Below are 19,431 nucleotides of genomic sequence, written 5' to 3' on the forward strand. Positions count from 1 at the left end.
TGATCGGGCAGAGTACACCCTCACGCCAGTCCTCACATCGACTATTATTTTATCGACACGAAATGGTTCGACACCTGGAGGTGCCGGGCGGTTCAGCCGGCGGTTTCCGTGAGCAGTTGCTTCCACACGGTGGGCTCGCTGAGGCGGCCGGTCTCGTCGAAGTGGCGGCTCTCGATGAGGTAGCGGTAGCCCTGCTCGGTGAGGAAGAGCTGGCGGTTGCGCGCGAACTCCTGCTCCGTGGTGTCGCGGCTGATGAGCGAGTAGAAGTAGCTCACGTTGCGCTCGCCCTTGGGGCGCAGGATGCGGCCCAGGCGCTGGGCCTCCTCCTGCCGTGAGCCGAAGGTGCCGCTCACCTGGATGGCCACGGAGGCGTCCGGCAGGTCGATGGCGAAGTTGGCCACCTTGCTCACGATGAGCACCCGGAGCTGGCCTTCCCGGAACTGCCGGAAGAGCACCTCGCGCTCCTTCTCCGGCGTCTGGCCCGTGAGCACCGGCGCGCCGAGCCGCTCGCCGATGATGCGGAGCTGCTCCAGGTACTGGCCGATGATGAGGATGTTGTCGTTGGGATGGCCCGCCAGCAGCTCGTCCATCACCACCAGCTTGAGGCTGTTCTCGGAGGCGATGCGGAAGCGCTGGCGCTGGTCCGCCACGGCGTACTCCATGCGCTCGTCCGTGGGCAGCGGCACGCGGATCTCCAGGCAGTGGGCGGTGGCGATGAAGCCATCCTTCTCCAGCATCTTCCAGGGCACATCCACGCGCTTGGGGCCGATGAGGCTGAAGACGTCCTCCTCCTTGCCATCCTCGCGCACCAGCGTGGCCGTCAGTCCCAGCCGCCGCTTGGCCTGGAGCTCGGCCACGGCCCGGAATACCGGCGCGGGCAGCATGTGCACCTCGTCGTAGATCACCAGGCCCCAGTTGGCCGCCTCGAAGAGCTTGAAGTGCTCGAAGGGGCCGGTCTTGCTGCGGCGGTAGGTGAGGATCTGGTAGGTGGCGATGGTGACGGGCTTGATCTCCTTGGTGTCGCCCGTGTAGAGGCCCACCTGGTCCTCGGTGAGCGAGGTCTTGTCCAGCAGCTCCTGCTTCCACTGCTTCACGGCGGTGCCGTTGGTGGTGAGCACCAGGGTGTGGGTCTGAAGGCTGCCCATGCAGCCGATGCCGATGACGGTCTTGCCCGCTCCGCAGGGCAGCACCAGCACGCCGGCGCCGCCGTCGGGCCCGCCGCCGGCGTGGAAGACATCCACGGCCGCCTGCTGGTAGTGGCGCAGGCCGAAGGGCCTGCCGTTCTGCTTGGTGATGGGGGACAGTTCGAAGGGCAGCGGATCGCCGGGCTTGTAGCCCGCCATGTCCTGCACCGGATGGCCCAGGCGGATGAGCTGGAGCTTGGCCTCGCCCCGCATGCCCGTCTGGAGGTAGATGCCCTTCTCGTCCGGGTAGGGTTCCGCCAGCAGGCCCTGGAGGGACTTCTGGTTCTCCAGCTCCCAGAACAGACCCCGGTCGTCCATCTCCAGAGCCAGCCGGTCGCCCTTGGCCACCAGGCGCAGCTTGCCGTAGCGGGTGCCGTGGTCCTCGATCTCCTGCAGCAGGTTCTGGGGCACCGGGTACTTGGACCAGGTGTTGAGGGTCTCGATCATCTCGGCGCAGCTGACGCCCGAGGCCGAGGCATTCCACAGGCTCAGGGGCGTGATGCGGTAGGTGTGGATGTGCTCGGGGCTCTTCACCAGCTCTGCGAAGCGCGCCAGCTCGTCGCGCACCTGCTCGAAGACCGGGTGCGCCACTTCGAGCAGCAGCGTGCGGTCGCTCTGGACGATCAGCGGGTTATCGGGGCGGAGGGCGATCACGGTGGCGGCAGACCCAAACCTCCAGCCTAGGGGGGGGCGCCGGCAGGGTCAACGCAAGGCTCTCCCAGGGGGCGGGGTCCGGCCTCATAAAACCAAGCTGGCGCGGGGGTTTCGCCGTCGTATAGTTTGGAACCCACGGCCCCGGTCCGAACCCTTCCGGGCCGCATCTTCTCCTGGAGACGCCATGAACCCCCGGGCGACCAAATGCCTATCCCTGCTGCTGTTGTCGGCTGCCCTCTCGGGCCTGGCCGCCCAGGAGGGGAACCCCGGGGAGCGCCGCCGGGAGTTGCCCTACCGCAGGAGCCCCCACGCCCTGGGCGGCCATGACCGTGCGGACCTGCGGCGGGACTGGAACCTCTTCTGGTTCGGAGGCAAGGCCAGCCCCGCCTACCTGGACTTCAAGAACCAGGCGGCCATGCGCGAAGCCCGCGCCTGGGCGCCCCACCGTCTCCCGCTCGCCGGCGGCGCCCTCCCTGCGGCCACCGGCCCCTCGGGCGTGGGCGGCACCTGGACCAACCTGGGGCCCTTCTCCCAGCTCACCAGCACCACGCCGGACATCGACAGCGGCCGGCCCGTGGCCATCGTGGCCCATCCCACGGCCCCCACCCTCTACCTGGCCACCAGCGGCGGCGGCGTGTTCCGCTGCGACAACGCGGATCCGGCCAGCTCCACGGACTGGACCTGGTACTCCGTCACCGACGCCCTGCCCACCAGCAGCAGCGGCGGCAATGTCTCCGTGGGGGCCCTGGCCATGAGCCCCCTGGATCCGAAGGTCCTCTACCTCGGCGCCGGCGACTTCTTCGACGCCGAGGGCCGCGGCTTCTTCAGGACCACGGACGGAGGCTCCACCTGGACCGCCGCGCCGGCGAGCAGCCTCGGGAACGCCACCCGCTCCTACGCCATCCTCCCCCTGGACGCCAGCCGCATCCTCTGGGCCACCAACGACGGCCTCCGGATCTCCACGGACGGCGGTGCCACCTTCGCCGGCGCCACCGGCGGGCCCGCCACCGGGCAGGTCTGGTCCCTGCAGAAGGTCACCGCCTCGGATCTCGTGTGCTCCGTCGAGGCCACCAGCGGGAACACCAGCGTCGGGTCCATCTACTACTCCAGCAACGCCGGCGCCGCCTGGACCCTGGCCACCCTGCCCAGCGCCGCCACCCTGGGCTTCACGCCCGGCCGCATCACCACCCGGGCCGCCGGGGACGGAGCCACCGTCTACGCCATCCTGGAGGACACCACCAACGCCAGCAGCACCAAGGTCGCGCGGGGCGTCCTCAAGAGCACCGACAAGGGCGTGACCTGGGTCTGGCAGGCGGCGCCCACGGTGAGCGGCGGCCTCTTCCAGGGCACGGGCCCCACCATGTCCAGCGACGGCGGGCAGGGCTGGTACAACCACGGCCTCGCGGTGGATCCCAACAACCCGTCACGGCTCTTCGTGGGCGCCAACCTCGCCCTCTACCGCTCCATGGACGGCGGCCTCAGCTGGGTCCAGCTCACGCACTGGTACGGCAGCGGGCACGTCTACGCCCACGCGGACTTCCACGGCTCGGCCTGGTCCGCCAGCGGCGCCACCCTCTACTTCGCCAACGACGGCGGCCTGGCCGTGTTCCGGGATCCCTTCCGGGCCACGATCCCCACCGCCGCCTACGACCTGTCGTTCCTCGACAACCGCCGCAACAAGGGCTTGGCTTCGCACATGGCCTACAACGTGGGCTCCACGACGGCCGTCAGCCCCTCGGATTCCCGGTGGCGGGTCTCCCTCGGCCTCCAGGACAACGGCACCCGCCTGCGCCAGCCCGCCTCATCCGGCGGCGCCCTCACGGGCACCGAAGGCGTCTTCGAGGACAGGATCGGCGGCGACGGCTTCGCCACCCTCTTCCACCCCGCGGACGGAAACCAGGCGCTCGGGAGCATCTACTACACGGACATCTACCGCAGCACCGACGGCGGCGGCACCTTCAACGAATCCATCTCGGGCATCGCCGAGGCGAACAACCAGAACCTCGCCCCCTTCGCGCCCAAGCTCGCCCCCGGCGACACCGCGCGGCCCGCCGTGGTCTACACCTCCACCAACGGGAAGGTCTACCAGAGCACGACCTTCGGCGCGAGCTGGACGGCCCTGGGCACCAGCGGCCTCCCGGCTCCCCTCGACATGTCCTCCACCAACACGACCACGGAGCTGTTCATCCGGAACCTCGCGGCCGCCCCCGGCAGCCAGGGCACCCTCGGCATCGCGGCCAACCAGTCGCGGGTCTACCTGACCGCCAACGGCGGTTCCTCCTGGACCAAGGCGGGATCCCTGCCCGGGACCGGGGCCTCCCTGAGCAGCATCGCCTTCGACCCAGCCTCCACTTCCACCGTGTACGTGGGCTCCGTGGCCACCAGCGCCACGGCCAACCACCTCTGGAAGAGCACCAACGGCGGTGCCACCTGGTCCGCCATCGACACGGGCACCGGCTTCCCCTTCGGCATCCCCGTCCACGTGGTGAGGCCCGATCCCGTCACGCCCCAGAAGGTCTATGCAGGCACGGACTTCGGCGTCTACGTGAGCAGCGACGGCGGCACCACCTGGAACCGCTTCGGCAGCAACCTGCCCCTGGTGGCCGTGCGGGACCTGTACATCGCCCCGGATGGCACCTTCGTCCGCGCCGCCACCTACGGGCGCGGCGTGTGGGAGATCCGCACCGCCCTCAACCTCGATCTGAACGGGGACGGCGTCGTGGACCTCCGCGACCTGCTCTTCTTCGCCAAGTACTACGGCACCGCCAATGCCACCTGCGACCTGGACGGGAACGGCGTGGTGGACGACCAGGACCTCAAGCTCCTGCTGGCCGGCCTGTGAGGAGAACGACCATGACCCACCTGAAGACCCTCCTCACCGGTTCCGCGGCGCTGGGCCTGGCGGCCATGCTGGCGTGCGGCGGCGGAGGCGGAGGCTCCTCGGCGCCCCCGCCGGTGCCCACGGCCACGAGTCTGGGCTACACGGATCCCACCTCCGGCACCTACCAGCTCAAGAAGAACGCGGCCCTCTCCACCGCCACCCACCTGGTCCTTGACCTGGTGGGGCCCGCCTCCGGCACGGGCAGCGGCGTCACCGCCACCTTCAGCGCGGACACCGCCCGGGTGGCCTGGTCCAATGTCGCCGCCTCCGATCCCACGGGCACCTTCGTCCAGAACGGCACGGCCTTCTCCCTGGGCACCGATCCCCTGATCCTCAAGGGCAAGGCCAGCGGAGGCACCCTCCAGGTGACGGTGGCGCAGAAGGGCACCGGCAGCCCCGTCTCCCTGGGCGCTCCCCTGCTCCGGGTGGCGCTGGACCTCCGCCCCTCCCAGCTTCCGGGCGCCGTCAGCCTCAGCGCCGATGCCACCCGCTGCCAGGTGCTCGACGGCACCGGGACCATCGTCTCCCCCATCCCCGTGACCGTGGGCACCCTCGCGGCCCAGTGACCCGATGTGGCCTAGGCGTCGGGGACGCTTCATGCATCAATAGGCGAAGCAATCCCCAGATGCCGGCCCGTCCAGATCCCTAGACCGGATCCACGGATTCCGGCCCAGGAGCCGCCATGCACGCCTTCCCGACCCGATGCCTCCCCTTCGTGGCCCTGGCCGCGTTCCTGGCCTGCGGGGGCGGCGGGGGCGGTTCCACCCCGCCGGCCCCCGTGGGCCCGGCCATCAGCGCCGTGAATCCCGGCCACGGGAGTCCGGGGACCGCGGTGGTCCTCACGGGGACGAACCTCCTGGGCGCCTCGGCCGTCTCGTTCAACGGAAGCCCCGCGTTCTCCTACCAGGTCGTGAGCGCCTCCGAGATCGACGCCGTGGTGCCGGGCGGCGCGACCACGGGCCCCGTCCGGGTCACCACCACCGCGGGCTCCGCCACCTCGCCCGCCTTCACCGTCGACCCGTTCCAGGTCCCGACCCTCACCTCCTTCGCTCCGGCCAGCCTCCAGGCCGGAGCCACGGTGACGCTGACGGGCACGCACTTCGTGGGAACCACCCGGGTGCAGTTCAACGGTCTCGACGCGGCCTCGTTCACGGTCCTCAGCGACACGAGCCTCCAGGCCACGGCGCCCTCGGGGCTGACGGCGGGCACCCTGGCCGTGACCACCCCCGGCGGCATCGCGACCTCCGCCACGACCTACACCGTGGCCACCTCGGCGCAGGTGCTGCTGAACACCGGCTTCGAGCAGACCTCGCCCATCATCTGGAGAGGGGACGTCGGCACCATCCAGGGCGCCTCCGGCACCCAGCCGGAGGTGGTGCCGCACGGCGGGACCCAGTTCTCCTGGCTGGGTGGATACGGGTCCACGCAATCGGACCAGATCACCCAGGACCTCTACGTTCCGGCGACGGCCACGAGCGCCACGGCCACGTTCTACATGAAGATCGTCACCGCGGAGCCAGCCTCGGGCGGCGCCAGGGACTCCGTCCTCATCGAAGCGCTGGACACCAGCGGCGCCTCCCTCGGAACCTTGCTCACGCTGACCAACCTGGACGCCTCGGACTACAAGGCGCGCTCCGTGGACCTGCGGCCGTACCGGGGCCGCGTGGTCCGCCTCTCGTTCAAGAGCGTGGAGGATGCCCAGAGGGCCACCAGCTTCCTCCTGGACGATGTCCTGGCCAACATCCAGGCGCCCGCGGGCGATCTGGCGCCCCTCATCACCAGCTTCACGCCCAGTTCCGGCGTCGCGGGGGAGACGACCCTCCAGATCTCCGGCGGAAACTTCTTCGGCGTGACCGGCGTGGCCATCGGAGGCGCCATCGTGACCCCGACCCTCACGGACGGGACGAGCCTGGCCGCCGCGGTCCCCGCCAGCGCGTCGGTCGGAAGCGCTCCCATCCAGATCACCAACGCCATGGGCACGGGCACCTCCGCCCAGCCCTTCTCCGTGATCTACGGCGTGCCCGTCGTCACCGGCGTGAACCCGACCCAGGGGCCGGTGGGAACCCCCGTGGTCATCACGGGCAGCTACCTGGGCTATCCGGCCACCACCCTGACCCTGAACGGACTGGGCATCACGCCCGCCACCCTCAGCCCCTCCCGGATCACCTTCACCGTGCCCGCGGGGGCCACGAGCGGCAACCTGGTCATCAGCACGCCCGGCGGATCGGCCACCCGGCCCTTCACGGTCAACACCGCCGGCACCACCCTCGATCTCCACGTGGAAAACGTGCAGGTCACCCAGAGCACCCAGGATCTGAACGGGTCCGTGCCCCTCGTGGCCGGAAAGGACGCCTTCATCCGGGTCTTCGTGCTGGCCAACCAGGCCAATGCCGCCACTCCCTCCGTGAAGATCACGCTCATGGACCAGAACGCGGTGGCCGTCCCGGGCTATCCGAAGATCGTCGCACCCGCGCGGTCCAACGTCCCCACCTCGCTGGACGAGTCCAGCCTCGCCTCCAGCTGGAACCTGGCCGTTCCCGGAACGGACCTCACCATGGGGCTCAACGGGGTCTACCTGGTCAGCGCCGAGGTGGACCCGGCCGGCGGCATCCCCGAGGCCGACAAGTCCAACAACACGCTGGTGCGAAGCTACAGCGGGATCGCCGTTCCCGTCTTCCGGACCACCATCTTCCCGGTGGCGCTGGCCAACGGCACCGGCAACATCACCGAGGCCAACAAGGGCGCCTGGGTCGCCCGCCTCGCGAAGATGTTCCCCGTGGCCAGCACCGAGGTGGCCGTGGGCGCCACCTTCACCTCCTCCGTGACTCTCAAGACTGACGGCACCGGCTGGGACACCCTCCTGAACGAGCTCACGGCCAAGCACCTGGCCGATGGCGCCAGCGGACGCTACTATTTCGGCGCCATGAACGTCCCCTACAGTTCGGGCGTCGCCGGCGTGGGGTGGGCGCCCTACGCGAGCAGCCCCTTCCATTACCGCACCGCCATCGGATGGGACAAGACCGGCTATCAGGACGGAGGCAACTTCCCCGAGGTGTTCGCCCACGAGACCGGCCACAACATGGGCCGCCCGCACAGCCCCTGCGGCACCGCAGCCAGCCCCGATCCGGCCTATCCCTACCCCGGCGGCAGCATCGGCGTCTGGGGCTACGACACCACCACCGGCCAGCTGAAATCGCCAGCCACGGACAAGGACATCATGGGCTACTGCTCCCCCAACTGGGTGAGCGACTACGTCTACAAGAAGATCCTCGATTTCCGGAGCGGGCCCACGGGTCTCATCAAGGTGACGGATGAGGATGCCCCGCTCCCCCAGGACCAGTCCACGGCCCGGGAGTGCCTGATCGTCCGCGGGATCGTCCATGCGGACGGCCAGGTGGAACTGCTCCCGTCCTTCCGCACCCGGTCGCTGCCCACCTCCGCGCCGGAGCCGGGGGACTACACGCTGGAAGGCGTGGACCAGAAGAACCTCACCGTCTTCAGCACGCCCGTCGCGCTCATGGACCTGGGCTGCTGGCCCAAGGGCCGGGAGCGCCATTTCGTGATGGCGCTGCCCCTCGAAGCCGCCGTCCTGGACGCCGTCACCGGACTGCGGATGCTCCGGGCGGGCCGGCCGGTCGCGAGCCTCCGCGGCTCGGCCGCGGAGGCCGCGCCTCCTGAGGTCCAGCGCCTGCAGAACGGGAAGGTCCAGCTCACCTGGGATGTCTCGGTCCACCCCGCCGTCCTGGTGCGCGACGCCGATTCCGGGGAGGTCCTCGCCATCCTCTCCGGCGGCCGTCAGGCCTTCACGGCCAGAGCGAGGCGGTTCGAACTCGCCTTCGGCGACGGCGGCGGAGGACGGACCCTGCGCCTCAAGGCCCCCGAATAGGCGCGCCCGCGCAGGTAGAACCATCCAGCGCAGCGGTCGTTTTTTCCGCGTGAGCGTTCCGGGGTTCCGTGGGACACTGGAGGATCATCTGTACCCAGGTGTCCATGGCGCTCACCCACTACCAGCTCCTGTCGAACTGCTCGGATGAGCAGCTCAGGACCATCTGTGAGCGGCGCCGCCTGCCCATCCCCCTCCGCTGGGAGGACGAGGCCGAGGGCCGCGTGCGCCTGCTCAAGACCATGGTCTTCCACCTGGAGGACCACAAGCGGCTGTCGGACACCCTGGCGGATCTGGACAGCGCCTCCCTGGTGGCCCTCAAGCACCTCGCGGGCGAAGGCACGCTGCCGCCGCCGCCGGTCATCGAGGCCCTGCGCGCCCTGGGGCTGATCTTCCCGGACAGCGATGGCTGGGCCGTGGCCGAGCGCGTGGCCGACGCCCTGGACGACTTCGACGACGGGGCCCTGAACTTCCAGGCGCCGGAGGCCGTGAAGCTGCGGCCCGCCGAGCCCTTCCGCTTCTCCCTGGCGCTCACGAGCGTGCTGCTCCGCTGCGTGGCGGGCCTGCGGGTGCTCAAGGGCGGCCTGCCCGCCAAGAAGGAGCTGGGCCAGCTCATGCAGCGCAACGCCATGCTCCAGGAGGAGCAGGACGCCACGTTGCTCTTCACCCTGCTGCACCGCCTGGGCCTGCTGTGGAGCCGCGAGGGCCGCGTGGAGACGCTGCTGCCCGCGGTCACGAGCCATCCCCCCCGCTGGGTGGCGGAGCGCGCCTTCGCCAGCCTGCTGGAGCACGACCTCAAAGCCTGGGGCATGCCACCCGCCGAGGACCGGCACTTCCTCATGCAGCACCTGCTGGAGCGCCGGGGCCAGGCCCTGGCCGTCCAGCCCTTCCTCGCCTTTCTCAAGACCCTCCATCCCCTGGACGAGGAGCGCACCCGCACGGTGTTCCTGCCCTTCCTGGGGCGCATGGGCATCATCCAGGGCGACGAGGGCTTCGCGCATCTCAAGCTCACAGAGCACGGCGAGGCCCTGGCCCACGAGTACCTGCTGCGCGACCTGAAGGGCACCGCCGCCCACTGGCAGCCGCTGGAGCTGGACCAGCCCATGATCCTCCAGCCCACGCTGGAGCTGCTGACGCCCCTGCTCCAGAATCCCCATCGCCTGCTCCAGCTGGCCCAGCTGGCGGACGTGGAGGCCCTGGACGCCATGGGCACCTTCCGCGTGGCCCACGCCACCCTGGTGCGCGCCCTGGATGCGGGCGTGCCCCTGGAGGAGCTGGGCCGCCGCCTGGGGGCCTCCACCCAGACCCTGCCCCAGCCCCTGCTCCAGCTGCTGGAGGACCTCTCGCGCCGCGTGGGCGAGGTGGAGGTGCACCAGGGCGTGCGCCTCGTGCGCGCCCGCACGAGCCACCTGGCGGATGAGCTGAAGCTGCGTCCCGAGCTGGCGCCCCTGAAGCTGGCCTCACTCTCGGACACGGTCCTCGAGGTGCGCGGCGACGGCAACGCCCATGCCCTGCTCAAGCAGGCCGGCTTCATGCCCAAGCCCGGCCGCTTCCTGGCCCTGAGCGTGGACTCGGACGAGAAGTTCTACCTGTGGGCCCTGGCGGCCCTGGCCTTCGTGGACGAGAAGGGCATGAACCACCACCTGGAGCCCGTGCAGCAGATGGTGCGATCCGCCCTCCAGAAGCTCCACGACGAGGACCCGGCCCTCTACCAGGAGGTCCAGCGGCGCATCCCCATGCTCCACCTGGGCGGCGAGGACCAGCTGGCCGAGGAGGTGCAGCGCATTCTGGAATACGCCGCCGGCCACACGCTCATGGTGGAGCTCACCTACCTGCCCCCGGCCGCCCACCGCACCCAGCTGCGCCGCGTCTCGCCCCGCACCATCCAGGAGGACCACCTGCTGGCCTTCTGCCACCTCCACCAGGAGGAGATGGCCTTCCGGCTCACCCGCATCCAGGGCGTGAAGCTCCTCAACGAGCGCGGCTGGACGCCCGCGAATCACAGCCAGGCGGGATGAGAAAGGGCCGCTTCCGCGGCCCCTCCTCCACCCCCCCGGGTTGAACGGATCCTGGACTAGGGCTTCCCCTTCACCCGCTGGTAGTCGTCACCCTGGAACTTCAGGGGCTTCTCCACGGGAATGACCAAGTAGGGCTCGGCCTTCCGCCCCCCCTGCTTCGAGGCCAACTGAAGCTGCTGCTGGGCTTCTTCCTTCGCCTGGCGCTCCTGGGCCACTTCGGCGGCGTGAGCGGCGGCCATGCGGGTGAGCTCCTGCTCCTGGCGCTGGGCCTGGAGGGCCAGCCCGTCGGCCCGGTGCTTCTGCTGGAAGCCCCAGGTGCCCAGGCCGGCCAGGGCCGCCAGCAGGGGCAGGGCCGCGGCGGCCAGCAGGCCCCAGGTGGGCCGCTTGCGCTCGGTGCGGCGGCGCCGCTGGGCCTCCCGGCGCAGGTCGTCCGCCAGGGCGGCCAGCTCGGCGCTGGGGGCGGCGGGGGTGCTGGCGACGGCCACGGGCCCGAGGCCCAGGAGGTCGCGGAGCTCCGCCCGCAACTGGACATCCTCGGCGGGTTCGAAACGCCGGGCGGGATCAGACCAGGACATGCACGCCTCCAGAGGGATTGAGCTGATCTTTGAGCTGGGCCTTGGCCCGGTGGATGCGGGTCTTCACGGTGGCCTCGGGAATGCCGAGGATGTCCGCGATCTCCCGGATGGACAGCCCCTCCACCACGAAGAGCCAGAGGGCCTCGCGGAAGGTGGGCGACAGCAGCCGCATGCGCTCCCGGACCTCCTGGTTCAGCACCTGGTCGTCGGCTCCTCCGGCCAAGCCGGGCTCGGAGACGGCTTCGAGGCTGAGGTTCTGGTTCTTCATGGGGCGGCGCTCGGTGAGGGACAGGGTGCGGACGGTGCCGTAGAGGAAGGCGGTGGGGTGCTCCACCCGCACATCCCGCTGCATGAGGATGACGAAGGCCTCCTGGGCAATGTCTTCCGGGAAGGTGGCCCCATAGCGGCGGGCATAGCTCACCAGCCGGGGATAGAGCTCCGCGAAGGCTCCGTGAAAGGCCTCCTCGCTGCCGAACGGGGTTTCCTGGGGGGACTGCTCCATGCGGGGCTCCGACAACCTAGGATGCCCGAACCGGGGGCGAGGTTCCGGCTAGGCTGGAAGCTATGGATTCGCCGCTTCAAGCTTGGCGCGACACCCTGGAGGAACTGGGGGTGATGGGCCTCGTCCGCGAGCCGGTGGCCGCCCAGGCGCCTGTCCCGGAACCGGTGCCCGCCCGCCCGGCAGCCCGGCCCGCCCCGGCGCGGCCGGCCCCCCAGCCCCGGCCGGCCGCCGCAGCCTACCTCCCCCCCTCGGACCCCGTGGGCTGCCCGCCGCCGGAGGCCGTGGCCGCCGCCGCCACCCTGTCCGATCTGGAACAGGCCATCCGGGGCTGCCTGGCCTGCCCCCTGGGCCCCGGCCGCCTGAAGTTCGTGTTCGGGGAGGGGGATCCCGGGGCCCGGCTCATGTTCGTGGGCGAGGGCCCGGGCCGGGACGAGGACCAGCAGGGCCGCCCCTTCGTGGGCAAGGCTGGCGAGCTGCTGGACAAGATGATCGGCGCCATCGGCCTGAAGCGGGAGGAGACCTACATCGCGAATGTGGTGAAGTGTCTGAGGTACAACGCCCAGGTCCTCCTGGAAGACGGGCGATGGGAGCGGATCGGGCGGCTCGTAACCCAGCGGTACTCCGGTCGGGTGATGTCCGTGGACGCCGAGGGACACCTCGTCCCTCGGAGGGTCACCGGATGGCACCGGACCCCCCTCGGCGAGCGCCGCATGCTCCGGCTCTGGCTTCCGGAAGTCAGAGTCAAGGGAGGAGGGCTCGCCACCACCTGGCTGACCCACGACCATGAGGTGCTCACGCCCCGCGGATGGGTCCAGGCCGAGGACTTGACGGACCAGGACACGATCGCCGCCGGGTTCGGCTTGTCGGAGGCGGCTGTCCAGGTGCTGGAAGGAGCCCTGTTGGGTGATGGACACCTCGATGCGCGCAGTGCCCACCTCTCCATCGTCCACGCGGCTGGACAGGAATCCTGGGCCCGCTGGAAGGGCCGGGCCCTGGAGGAACTCGCCCCCGTGATCCAGTCGGGATCCAGCCGTGCAGCAGGCAAGGCCCACCCCACCATCCGCCTTCGGACCTTGGCCGCCCGGGCCCTTCAGGACGTCAGGAAACGCTGGTACCCCGAAGGCCGGAAGCGGATCCCGGCTTCCTTCCGCCTCTCACCCATGGCCCTGGCGGTCTGGTTCCTGGACGACGGGCACCTTCGGGTGCGCCCCGGAAAGGCGCCCCTGGCGGAGATCGCAGCCCACGGCTTCACCCAGGAGGACCGGGAGCGGCTCATCATCCGCCTGGCCGAAGACTGTGGGGTGGAAGCCTACCAGCGCCCCGCCCACCCGGGCCGGATCCACTTCGGAGTCGAGGCCACCCTGGGCCTGTCGGCCCTGATCGCCCCCTTCGTTCCGCCGGGGATGCGCCACAAGCTCCATCCGCACGTGGAGGCAACCTGTCCTTTTGAACCGGATCGCTACACGGCGGGCCCCGTTTCCACGGCCTTCACTCCGGTCCGGGTGGACCGGGAGGCCTTCAGGGGCACGGACCGCAGCGTGTTCTGCCTGGACGTTGAGGAAACCCAGAACTTCGTGACCTCCGCGGGCGTGGTCCACAATTGCCGCCCCCCCGACAACCGGACCCCCACCCCCGACGAGGCCCGGGCCTGCCTGGGCTATGTGCGCCGCCAGATCGAGCTGATCCGGCCCGCCGTCATCGTCACCCTGGGCGCCACCCCCCTGCGTGAGCTGGTGGGCGTCAGCGAGGGCATCACGCGCGTGCGCGGCCAGTGGAAGCGCGTGACGGTGGGCGGCCGCGAGATCCCCGTCATGCCCACCTTCCACCCCGCCTACGTGCTGCGCCAGTACACCCAGGACGTCCGCCGCGCCGTGTGGGAGGACCTGAAGGCGGCGAAAGAGTGGGTCGACAAGGCCGCAGGAGCGTAGCCATCCGGTTCGCCAACCCCTGAACGGGAGAGGTCTGAGCCCGCAGGGCGAAGAAGGCAGCGAAAGAGTGGGTCGACCGCGCTGACAGCTGACAGCCGATAGCTGAGAGCCCATCCCCACCTGTGTCATGCTAGGCCCAGCTTTCGAGGTCGGCCCATGCGTCTTGTGAACGTCTTTTTCTTCGTGCTCCTGGCCTTCGTGCTCTTCGTGCTGGGCAACCTGTACCTGACCAACCACGACCTGCTGGTGCGCGAAGTCGTCATCTTCGGCGAGGACATCAAGATCCAGAGCGTCATCCTCCTGGCCTTCCTCCTGGGCTTCCTGCTGAACGTCCTCTACACCGGCATCATGGAGCTGGTCCGCCTGGTGAAGGGGCTGAATGCCTCCGCCGACACGCGGCTGGTGAAGCGGATCTCCGAGCGCATGCAGGACGCCCGCGACCTCGTGGCCCATGGCCTGCCCCGGGAAGCCAAGGAGATCCTGGAGAGCATCCTCGACCAGCGCAAGGAGCACGTGCCCGCCCGCATGCTCATGGGCGAGGTCCTCGTGAAGACCGGTAGCCCCGACGAGGCGGTGAAGCTCTTCCAGGCCCTGTGCGACGACGAGCCGGAGCTGGTGGAGGCCGCCTACCAGCTGGCCGAGGCCCTCGTGGCCGCGCGCAACCCCGAGGCTTCCGCCGCGGTGCTGGCCAAGCTGGCCGCCGCCCACCCCAAGAAGGCCCTCCGCGCCTGGCGGCGCCTGCGGGCCATCCATGTGGACGCCCAGCGCTGGGAGGAGGCCCTCGAGGCCCACAAGAAGCTGCAGAGCCTCTTCGCCGCGGAGCTCACCCAGGGCGAGAAAGCCCAGGGCGCGGCCCTGGCCTACCAGGTGGGCATCGCCAAGGTGGAAGCGGACCAGTTCAAGGATGCCGCCCAGATCTTCCAGCAGGTCATCAAGGACGAGCTGGACTTCGTGCCCGCCTACCTCAGCCTGGGCCGCTGCATGATCCTCCAGGACCAGGAGGCCCAGGGCCTGGAGATCTGGCTGGAGGGCTTCCGCAAGACCGGCGAGGGCACCTTCCTCCAGGAGATCGAGGACTACTTCATCCAGCTGGGCCGCCCTGAGGACGGGCTGGCCCTCATGCGCCGCGTGGCCGCCACCTCCAAGCACGCCACCACCGCCAAGTTCTTCCTGGGCAAGATGCTCTACCGCCTGGAGATCCTGGACGAGGCCCTGGACCTGTTCCAGGAGGTGCGCGCCCAGGTGGTCTACAGCCCCATCCTGTTCTTCTTCATGGCCAAGATCCACAGCCGCCGCGGCCGCCTGGACGCGGCCCTCAACGAGTACCGCCAGCTGCTCCGCAACCTGGGCGTCCTCAAGCTCCGCTTCGAGTGCGCTGTCTGCGGCCACAAGAGCCAGGACTACACGGACCGCTGCGACAGCTGCGGCAGCTGGAACAGCAGCCACTTCCTCTTCAAGGAGAGTGACCTGCCGGATGGACCCATCCGGGGGGCGGAGTCGGGGAGTTGGATGGCGATGCTGTGACGGGTGGCGAGGGACGCGGCAGTGCCGCGTTCCGAGCCGGCACCCGTCCAGCAGAGCATCACACCCAGGTTGACCAATGCGATTGGCTCTCAGCCATCAGCTGTCAGCTGTCAGTGAACGGGGGCGCCAAATGGCGCCCCCGCTGCTTTAGCTGAAAGCTGAGAGCTGACAGCTGATAGCCCCTAGGCGATCGCCTGTCGAATATCGAACAGGAGCCGTTTCAGCTCCAGCTCGGTGAGGTTGAGGGGCACCTGCTGCTTCACTTCCTCCTTGCGGAAGAAGGCGATGCGCTTCACCACCACCTTGTTCTTGCCCAGGCTGATCTCGTTGAACTGGATCTGGGTGTCGTCCTTGTAGGGGGGGAGGCTGCGGAGCTGGATGTACATCCCCCGGCGGTCGTGGTCCACGATCTCCAGGCGCTCCTTCAGGTAGTTCACCTTCTCGGAGAGCATCTCAGCCTTGGTCTTGAGCTTGGCGAAGCTGAGCCGCTTGGGGGCGTGGCACTCCAGGACCACCTCGCCCAGCTGTACGCCGCCATCCCCGCGCCGGAGGAAGCCTTCCAGGGTGCTGTCCCGCTCCGCATCCGCCCGGTGGAAGGGCTCGAAGCCCTGGAACTCGCCGGGGAGTACGGAGGAGTCGTCGTAGCGCTTGGCCTTGCGGGAGAGTTTCATGGTGCACCTCGGAAGGGTGGGACACCCCCCTAAGGGCCAGAGGCGTGCCAGAGCGACTCCCTCAGGGCACGTTTGGCACATCGCCTGAATTATCAGGACTTCTTTCCCTCTTCTGCCGAGCCGGACCTGCCCAGATGAAGCAGAATCCCCTTAAACATGACCACAAGTGGCCATGCCGTCTTTCATATTGTTCACTTTTGGACAGCGCCGCTCCGGGGCCAGCGCCGGCGGTAGATCGAGCGGTCCAGGGCGCGGCTGTAGGGGCTCCAGGATCCGCTGTCCGACTCATCCTTCACCGCCCGGAACATCACCTCCAGCTTGCCGTCCAGGTCGTCCAGGTAGTGGACCAGCAGGGCCTCGGGGGTCTTGGGCAGCACCGGGGATCCGAACTCCAGCCGGCCGTGGTGGCTGAGGACGATGTGCAGGATCTGCAGGCGGAGCTCCTCCGGGAATCCGGGGATCTTGCCCACTGCGCGGTTGACCCGGTCGGCCTCCAGGGCGATGTGGCCCAGGAGGTTGCCGGCGTCCGTGTAGCCGAAGCTGCGCTGGTAGCTCAGCTCGGCGGTCTTGCCCACGTCGTGCAGGAAGACCCCCGCCAGCACCAGGTCGCGGTTCAGGTCCCCGTAGTGCCCGCAGGCCCGGTCCGCCATGCCCGCCACGGACAGGGTGTGCTCCAGCAGTCCCCCCAGGTAGACGTGGTGCATGGACTTGGCCGCCGGCGCCTGGGCGAAGGCCGCGCGCAGGTCCGCATCCTCCAGGAACAGGGACTCCAGCAGGCGGCGGATCCAGGGATCCTCCACGGAGGCGACGAGCCCGTCCAGCTCCGCCAGCATCTCCGCCACGGGCCGGACGCTCACGGGGAAGAACCGGGAGAGGTCGCCCACCTCGGCGTCCGCCGCGAAGCGCACCTTGTCCAGCTTCATCTGGAGGCGCCCGTTGTAGCTGGTGACGGAGCCCTTCACCCAGAGGAAGGCATCCGCCCGGACGGCGTCCAGGTCCCCCTCGATGGCCCGCACGTCCCAGAGGAAGGCCTTGAGGTCGCCGGAGGCGTCCGACAGCTTCAGCTCCAGGTACTCGCTGCCCTTGGCGCTGACCTTGTAGGCCGCCTCCTGGGCCAGGAGGAAGCCCTGGAAGGCGCCGCCTTCCTTCAGGTTCCGGAGGAGGGGCTGGTCGGACATGGAGGCTCCCTGCGTCCCATCAGCCTGGGGCGGGCGATGCGACAGCGGCTGTCAATGATTGCGGGGGGGCTTGGACGGCGCCGCGAAGGGATCCTCGTCGCCATAGCCCAGGTCCAGGGGGAGGCGCTTGTCCTCCAGCACCTCGAAGAGCGACCACTGGTCGGCCTTCTTCACGTTGCCCTCGGGGAGGCTGAGCACCCGCACCTTCAGCACCCGGTTGTAGAGGGGGAACTCGATCTCGTCCTGGACCTTCAGGTCGTGGCTCGCCTTCCGCGGCACGCCGTTCACGCGCACCATCCCCTCGTCGCAGAGCTGGTTGGCCAGCTCGCGCCGCTTGATGAGCAGGCTCTTCTTGAGGAACGCGTCGAGTCTCACCGCATCAGCCTTTGAGGATCGTCTCTTTGGGCACCAGGTAGCGGATGTTGGCCCGCATCCGCAGGCCGGAGAGGTACTGCTCGATGGCATTCTGGGCTTTGGGTTCCTGGAGCTTCTCCAGGATCTTGGCCTTCACCTCGCTGAAATCCTTGACCGGCGCGTCCTCCAGGGAGATGAGCTGGATGAGGTAGAAGTCCTTGTCCGTCTCGATGGGGGCCGAGACCTGGTCGGGCTTGAGCTTCACGGCAGCGTCCTCGATGCTGGCGCGCAGGAAGCCCTTGTTCATCCAGCCCAGGTCGCCGCCCGTGGCCTTGCTGGGGCTGGTGGAGTACTGCCGGGCCAGCTCCTCGAAGGACTTGCCGGCCTTGAGCTCGGCCTGGATGGCATCCAGCTTCTTCCGGGCCTCGGCCTGCTCCTCGGGCGTGGCGCCCTTGGCCAGCACCAGCTCGCGGATGCGGAAGCGGAAGGGGAGGCGGTACTCCTCCTTGTGGTCCTCGTAGTAGGCGCGCAGCTCGTTGTCCTCCACGGCCACCTTGGAGAACACCTCGCGCTGGAGCACGAACTGCTGGGTGGCCTGCTGCTTCTGGCGCTTCATGAACTCGGGGAGGCCGATGCCCAGGCTGCCGCGCAGGGCCCGCTCCAGGTCCGCGTCCGTGGCGAAGTTGTTCTCCTTCTTGATGCCGTCGATGCTGGACCGCACGTACTCGTCCGTGACAGGCGAGCCCAGCTCGGCGCCCTTGTCCTCCAGCAGGTAGGCGTCCACCATGCCCTGCAGCGTCTTCTCCCGGGCCTCCTTGAGCTTCTCGTCCAGCTCCTTGCCGGAGAACTGGCGGTAGAGGGCCGCGTGCTGCTGCTCCACGGCCTGGGTCAGGTCGCGGCGGGTGATGATGTGGCTGTTGACGATGACGAGGATCTCCTCGCGCACCTCGGCGCGGAGGCCCGCGGGCGCCAGGAGCGCCAGGGCCAGGACGGGGGCCAGCGCCCTCACTGGGCACCTCCCTTGGCGTCAGCCTTGGGCTCGGCCTTGGGTTCAGCCTTGGGTTCAGCCTTGGGTTCAGCCTTGGGTTCAGCCTTGGGCGCAGGCTTGGACTCTGGCTTGTCCGTGGGCGAAGGCTTGGTCAGCTCGAAGGGGATCTCCTTGCGGAGATCGGTCATCAGCTCGTTCCAGACGACGGCCTGGCGCTCGCGCTGAGCCCCCTGCTCGGCGACCTGCTTGGCCTCCTCGAAAGGCACCTGGCGGGCGGCCTTGCGGCTCTCGACCTTCATCAGGTGGTAGCCGTACTGGGTCTTCACCGGGGCCCCCACCTTGCCGATGGGCTGGGTGCGGGCGGCGGCGCCGAACTCGGGCACCCAGGTGGAGGGGTCGGCATCCTCGTAGAGGCCGCCGTTCTCCTTGCTGCCAGGATCGTCGCTGTACTTCTTCGCCAGGGCTTCGAACTTGGCACCCTTCTTCAGCTCGGCCTGGATCTTCGCCACCTTGGCCTTGGCCTCGGCGTCGCTGAGCCCCTTCTCCTCCCCCTCGCGCTTCACGGAGACCAGGATGTGGCGCACGGTGGCCAGCTCCGGCTGCTTGAAGCGGTCCTTGTTCTTCTCGTAGAAGGCCTTCACGTCGTCCTCGGAGACCATCAGCCGCTTCTGGAGGGCCTCGCCCTCCTTGGCCAGGAACTCGCGGGCCAGCAGGTCGTCCTTGGTGCGGTCCAGGGCCCGCTGGAAGGCGGGGGTCTTGTCCAGGCCCATGCGCTGGGCCTTCACCGCCAGGAGCTTGCTCTCGGCCATGCGCTTGACGAACTCCTCCTTGCCCCCCTGGACCATGAGGATCTGCATCTGCTCCTGCTGGCCCAGCAGGCGGAAGGCGGCCTGGAAGTCGGCCTCGGTGATGGGCTCGCCGCCCACCTTGGCCAGGAGGACGTCCTCGGGCTTGGGGGCCGCGGGCTGGGCCGGGGCGGGGACCTGCGCAGCAGGCGCCGGGGCCGCGGGCGCCTTGGGGGGCTCCTGCGCGACGACACCGAGGGCGATCAGGGAGATCAGGGAGGCACGGAGCATGTGGATCCTTGGATG

14 protein-coding genes are annotated in these 19,431 nt (G+C 69.3%); 6 read left to right on the forward strand and 8 right to left on the reverse strand.

The window, feature by feature from the left end:
- Positions 1 to 92: 92 nt before the first annotated feature.
- Positions 93 to 1,838, reverse strand: a complete 1,746-nt coding sequence (locus tag G398_RS0105265) for a DNA repair helicase XPB (protein ID WP_026852822.1) — start codon at positions 1,836 to 1,838, stop codon at positions 93 to 95.
- A gap of 184 nt (positions 1,839 to 2,022) precedes the next feature.
- On the opposite strand from G398_RS0105265, the gene G398_RS0105270 reads away from it, so the two are divergent.
- The 4 genes from G398_RS0105270 to G398_RS0105285 all read left to right on the forward strand — a co-directional run bounded on the left by G398_RS0105270 (position 2,023) and on the right by G398_RS0105285 (position 10,620).
- Positions 2,023 to 4,680 carry a hypothetical protein gene (locus G398_RS0105270; protein ID WP_026852823.1) on the forward strand — a complete coding sequence of 886 codons (2,658 nt, stop codon included), beginning with the start codon at positions 2,023 to 2,025 and terminating at the stop codon, positions 4,678 to 4,680.
- Positions 4,681 to 4,691: 11 nt separating this feature from the next.
- The gene (locus G398_RS0105275) at positions 4,692 to 5,285 is read left to right on the forward strand and encodes a hypothetical protein (protein ID WP_026852824.1); all 594 of its coding nucleotides are present in this window, start codon (positions 4,692 to 4,694) and stop codon (positions 5,283 to 5,285) included.
- A gap of 116 nt (positions 5,286 to 5,401) precedes the next feature.
- Complete coding sequence (locus G398_RS19355; RefSeq protein WP_052571496.1) at positions 5,402 to 8,605, forward strand: IPT/TIG domain-containing protein; 3,204 nt, start codon at positions 5,402 to 5,404, stop codon at positions 8,603 to 8,605.
- Positions 8,606 to 8,709: 104 nt separating this feature from the next.
- Complete coding sequence (locus G398_RS0105285; RefSeq protein WP_026852825.1) at positions 8,710 to 10,620, forward strand: helicase-associated domain-containing protein; 1,911 nt, start codon at positions 8,710 to 8,712, stop codon at positions 10,618 to 10,620.
- A gap of 56 nt (positions 10,621 to 10,676) precedes the next feature.
- Here the strand turns inward: G398_RS0105285 and G398_RS0105290 are convergent, their stop codons facing one another.
- Entirely contained in the window at positions 10,677 to 11,195 is a 519-nt protein-coding gene (locus G398_RS0105290; protein WP_026852826.1) for a hypothetical protein, read from the reverse strand.
- Complete coding sequence (locus G398_RS16420) at positions 11,182 to 11,697, reverse strand: RNA polymerase sigma factor (protein ID WP_043483750.1); 516 nt, start codon at positions 11,695 to 11,697, stop codon at positions 11,182 to 11,184. The genes G398_RS0105290 and G398_RS16420 overlap by 14 nt, the downstream gene beginning before the upstream one ends.
- Before the next feature lie 62 nt (positions 11,698 to 11,759).
- On the opposite strand from G398_RS16420, the gene G398_RS20665 reads away from it, so the two are divergent.
- Together G398_RS20665 and G398_RS0105310 are read left to right on the forward strand one after the other, a co-directional pair.
- Complete coding sequence (locus G398_RS20665; protein WP_157492288.1) at positions 11,760 to 13,625, forward strand: uracil-DNA glycosylase family protein; 1,866 nt, start codon at positions 11,760 to 11,762, stop codon at positions 13,623 to 13,625.
- A 156-nt stretch (positions 13,626 to 13,781) separates the two neighbouring features.
- Complete coding sequence (locus G398_RS0105310; RefSeq protein ID WP_026852827.1) at positions 13,782 to 15,149, forward strand: tetratricopeptide repeat protein; 1,368 nt, start codon at positions 13,782 to 13,784, stop codon at positions 15,147 to 15,149.
- Positions 15,150 to 15,331: 182 nt separating this feature from the next.
- Here G398_RS0105310 and G398_RS0105315 read toward each other — a convergent pair whose 3' ends face one another.
- From G398_RS0105315 to G398_RS19360, 5 genes are all read right to left on the reverse strand, one after another.
- Positions 15,332 to 15,820 (reverse strand): hypothetical protein, encoded by a 489-nt coding sequence (locus tag G398_RS0105315; RefSeq protein ID WP_026852828.1) that lies wholly within the window; start codon positions 15,818 to 15,820, stop codon positions 15,332 to 15,334.
- A gap of 191 nt (positions 15,821 to 16,011) precedes the next feature.
- Positions 16,012 to 16,998, reverse strand: coding sequence for a 3'-5' exoribonuclease YhaM family protein (locus tag G398_RS16430; protein ID WP_052571498.1), 987 nt, complete (start codon positions 16,996 to 16,998; stop codon positions 16,012 to 16,014).
- Between the two features lie 51 nt (positions 16,999 to 17,049).
- Positions 17,050 to 17,373, reverse strand: coding sequence for an RNA-binding S4 domain-containing protein (locus tag G398_RS16435; RefSeq protein WP_052571500.1), 324 nt, complete (start codon positions 17,371 to 17,373; stop codon positions 17,050 to 17,052).
- A gap of 4 nt (positions 17,374 to 17,377) precedes the next feature.
- Positions 17,378 to 18,361, reverse strand: coding sequence for a peptidylprolyl isomerase (locus G398_RS0105330; RefSeq protein ID WP_026852829.1), 984 nt, complete (start codon positions 18,359 to 18,361; stop codon positions 17,378 to 17,380).
- Entirely contained in the window at positions 18,358 to 19,416 is a 1,059-nt protein-coding gene (locus tag G398_RS19360; protein WP_052571502.1) for a peptidylprolyl isomerase, read from the reverse strand. The genes G398_RS0105330 and G398_RS19360 overlap by 4 nt, the downstream gene beginning before the upstream one ends.
- Positions 19,417 to 19,431: the final 15 nt, after the last annotated feature.

The organism is Geothrix fermentans DSM 14018, from assembly GCF_000428885.1.
Classification (GTDB): Bacteria; Acidobacteriota; Holophagae; order Holophagales; family Holophagaceae; genus Geothrix; species Geothrix fermentans.

What these genes read in the sequence shown, in the direction of transcription:
- G398_RS0105290 (WP_026852826.1), bottom strand. Translation starts at nt 11,195, where the DNA reads ATGTCCTGGTCTGATCCCGCCCGGCGTTTCGAACCCGCCGAGGATGTC.
- G398_RS20665 (WP_157492288.1), top strand. Translation starts at nt 11,760, where the DNA reads ATGGATTCGCCGCTTCAAGCTTGGCGCGACACCCTGGAGGAACTGGGG.
- G398_RS0105270 (WP_026852823.1), top strand. Translation starts at nt 2,023, where the DNA reads ATGAACCCCCGGGCGACCAAATGCCTATCCCTGCTGCTGTTGTCGGCT.
- G398_RS0105275 (WP_026852824.1), top strand. Translation starts at nt 4,692, where the DNA reads ATGACCCACCTGAAGACCCTCCTCACCGGTTCCGCGGCGCTGGGCCTG.
- G398_RS19355 (WP_052571496.1), top strand. Translation starts at nt 5,402, where the DNA reads ATGCACGCCTTCCCGACCCGATGCCTCCCCTTCGTGGCCCTGGCCGCG.
- G398_RS0105285 (WP_026852825.1), top strand. Translation starts at nt 8,710, where the DNA reads ATGGCGCTCACCCACTACCAGCTCCTGTCGAACTGCTCGGATGAGCAG.
- G398_RS19360 (WP_052571502.1), bottom strand. Translation starts at nt 19,416, where the DNA reads ATGCTCCGTGCCTCCCTGATCTCCCTGATCGCCCTCGGTGTCGTCGCG.
- G398_RS0105315 (WP_026852828.1), bottom strand. Translation starts at nt 15,820, where the DNA reads ATGAAACTCTCCCGCAAGGCCAAGCGCTACGACGACTCCTCCGTACTC.
- G398_RS16420 (WP_043483750.1), bottom strand. Translation starts at nt 11,697, where the DNA reads ATGGAGCAGTCCCCCCAGGAAACCCCGTTCGGCAGCGAGGAGGCCTTT.
- G398_RS16430 (WP_052571498.1), bottom strand. Translation starts at nt 16,998, where the DNA reads ATGTCCGACCAGCCCCTCCTCCGGAACCTGAAGGAAGGCGGCGCCTTC.
- G398_RS0105310 (WP_026852827.1), top strand. Translation starts at nt 13,782, where the DNA reads ATGCGTCTTGTGAACGTCTTTTTCTTCGTGCTCCTGGCCTTCGTGCTC.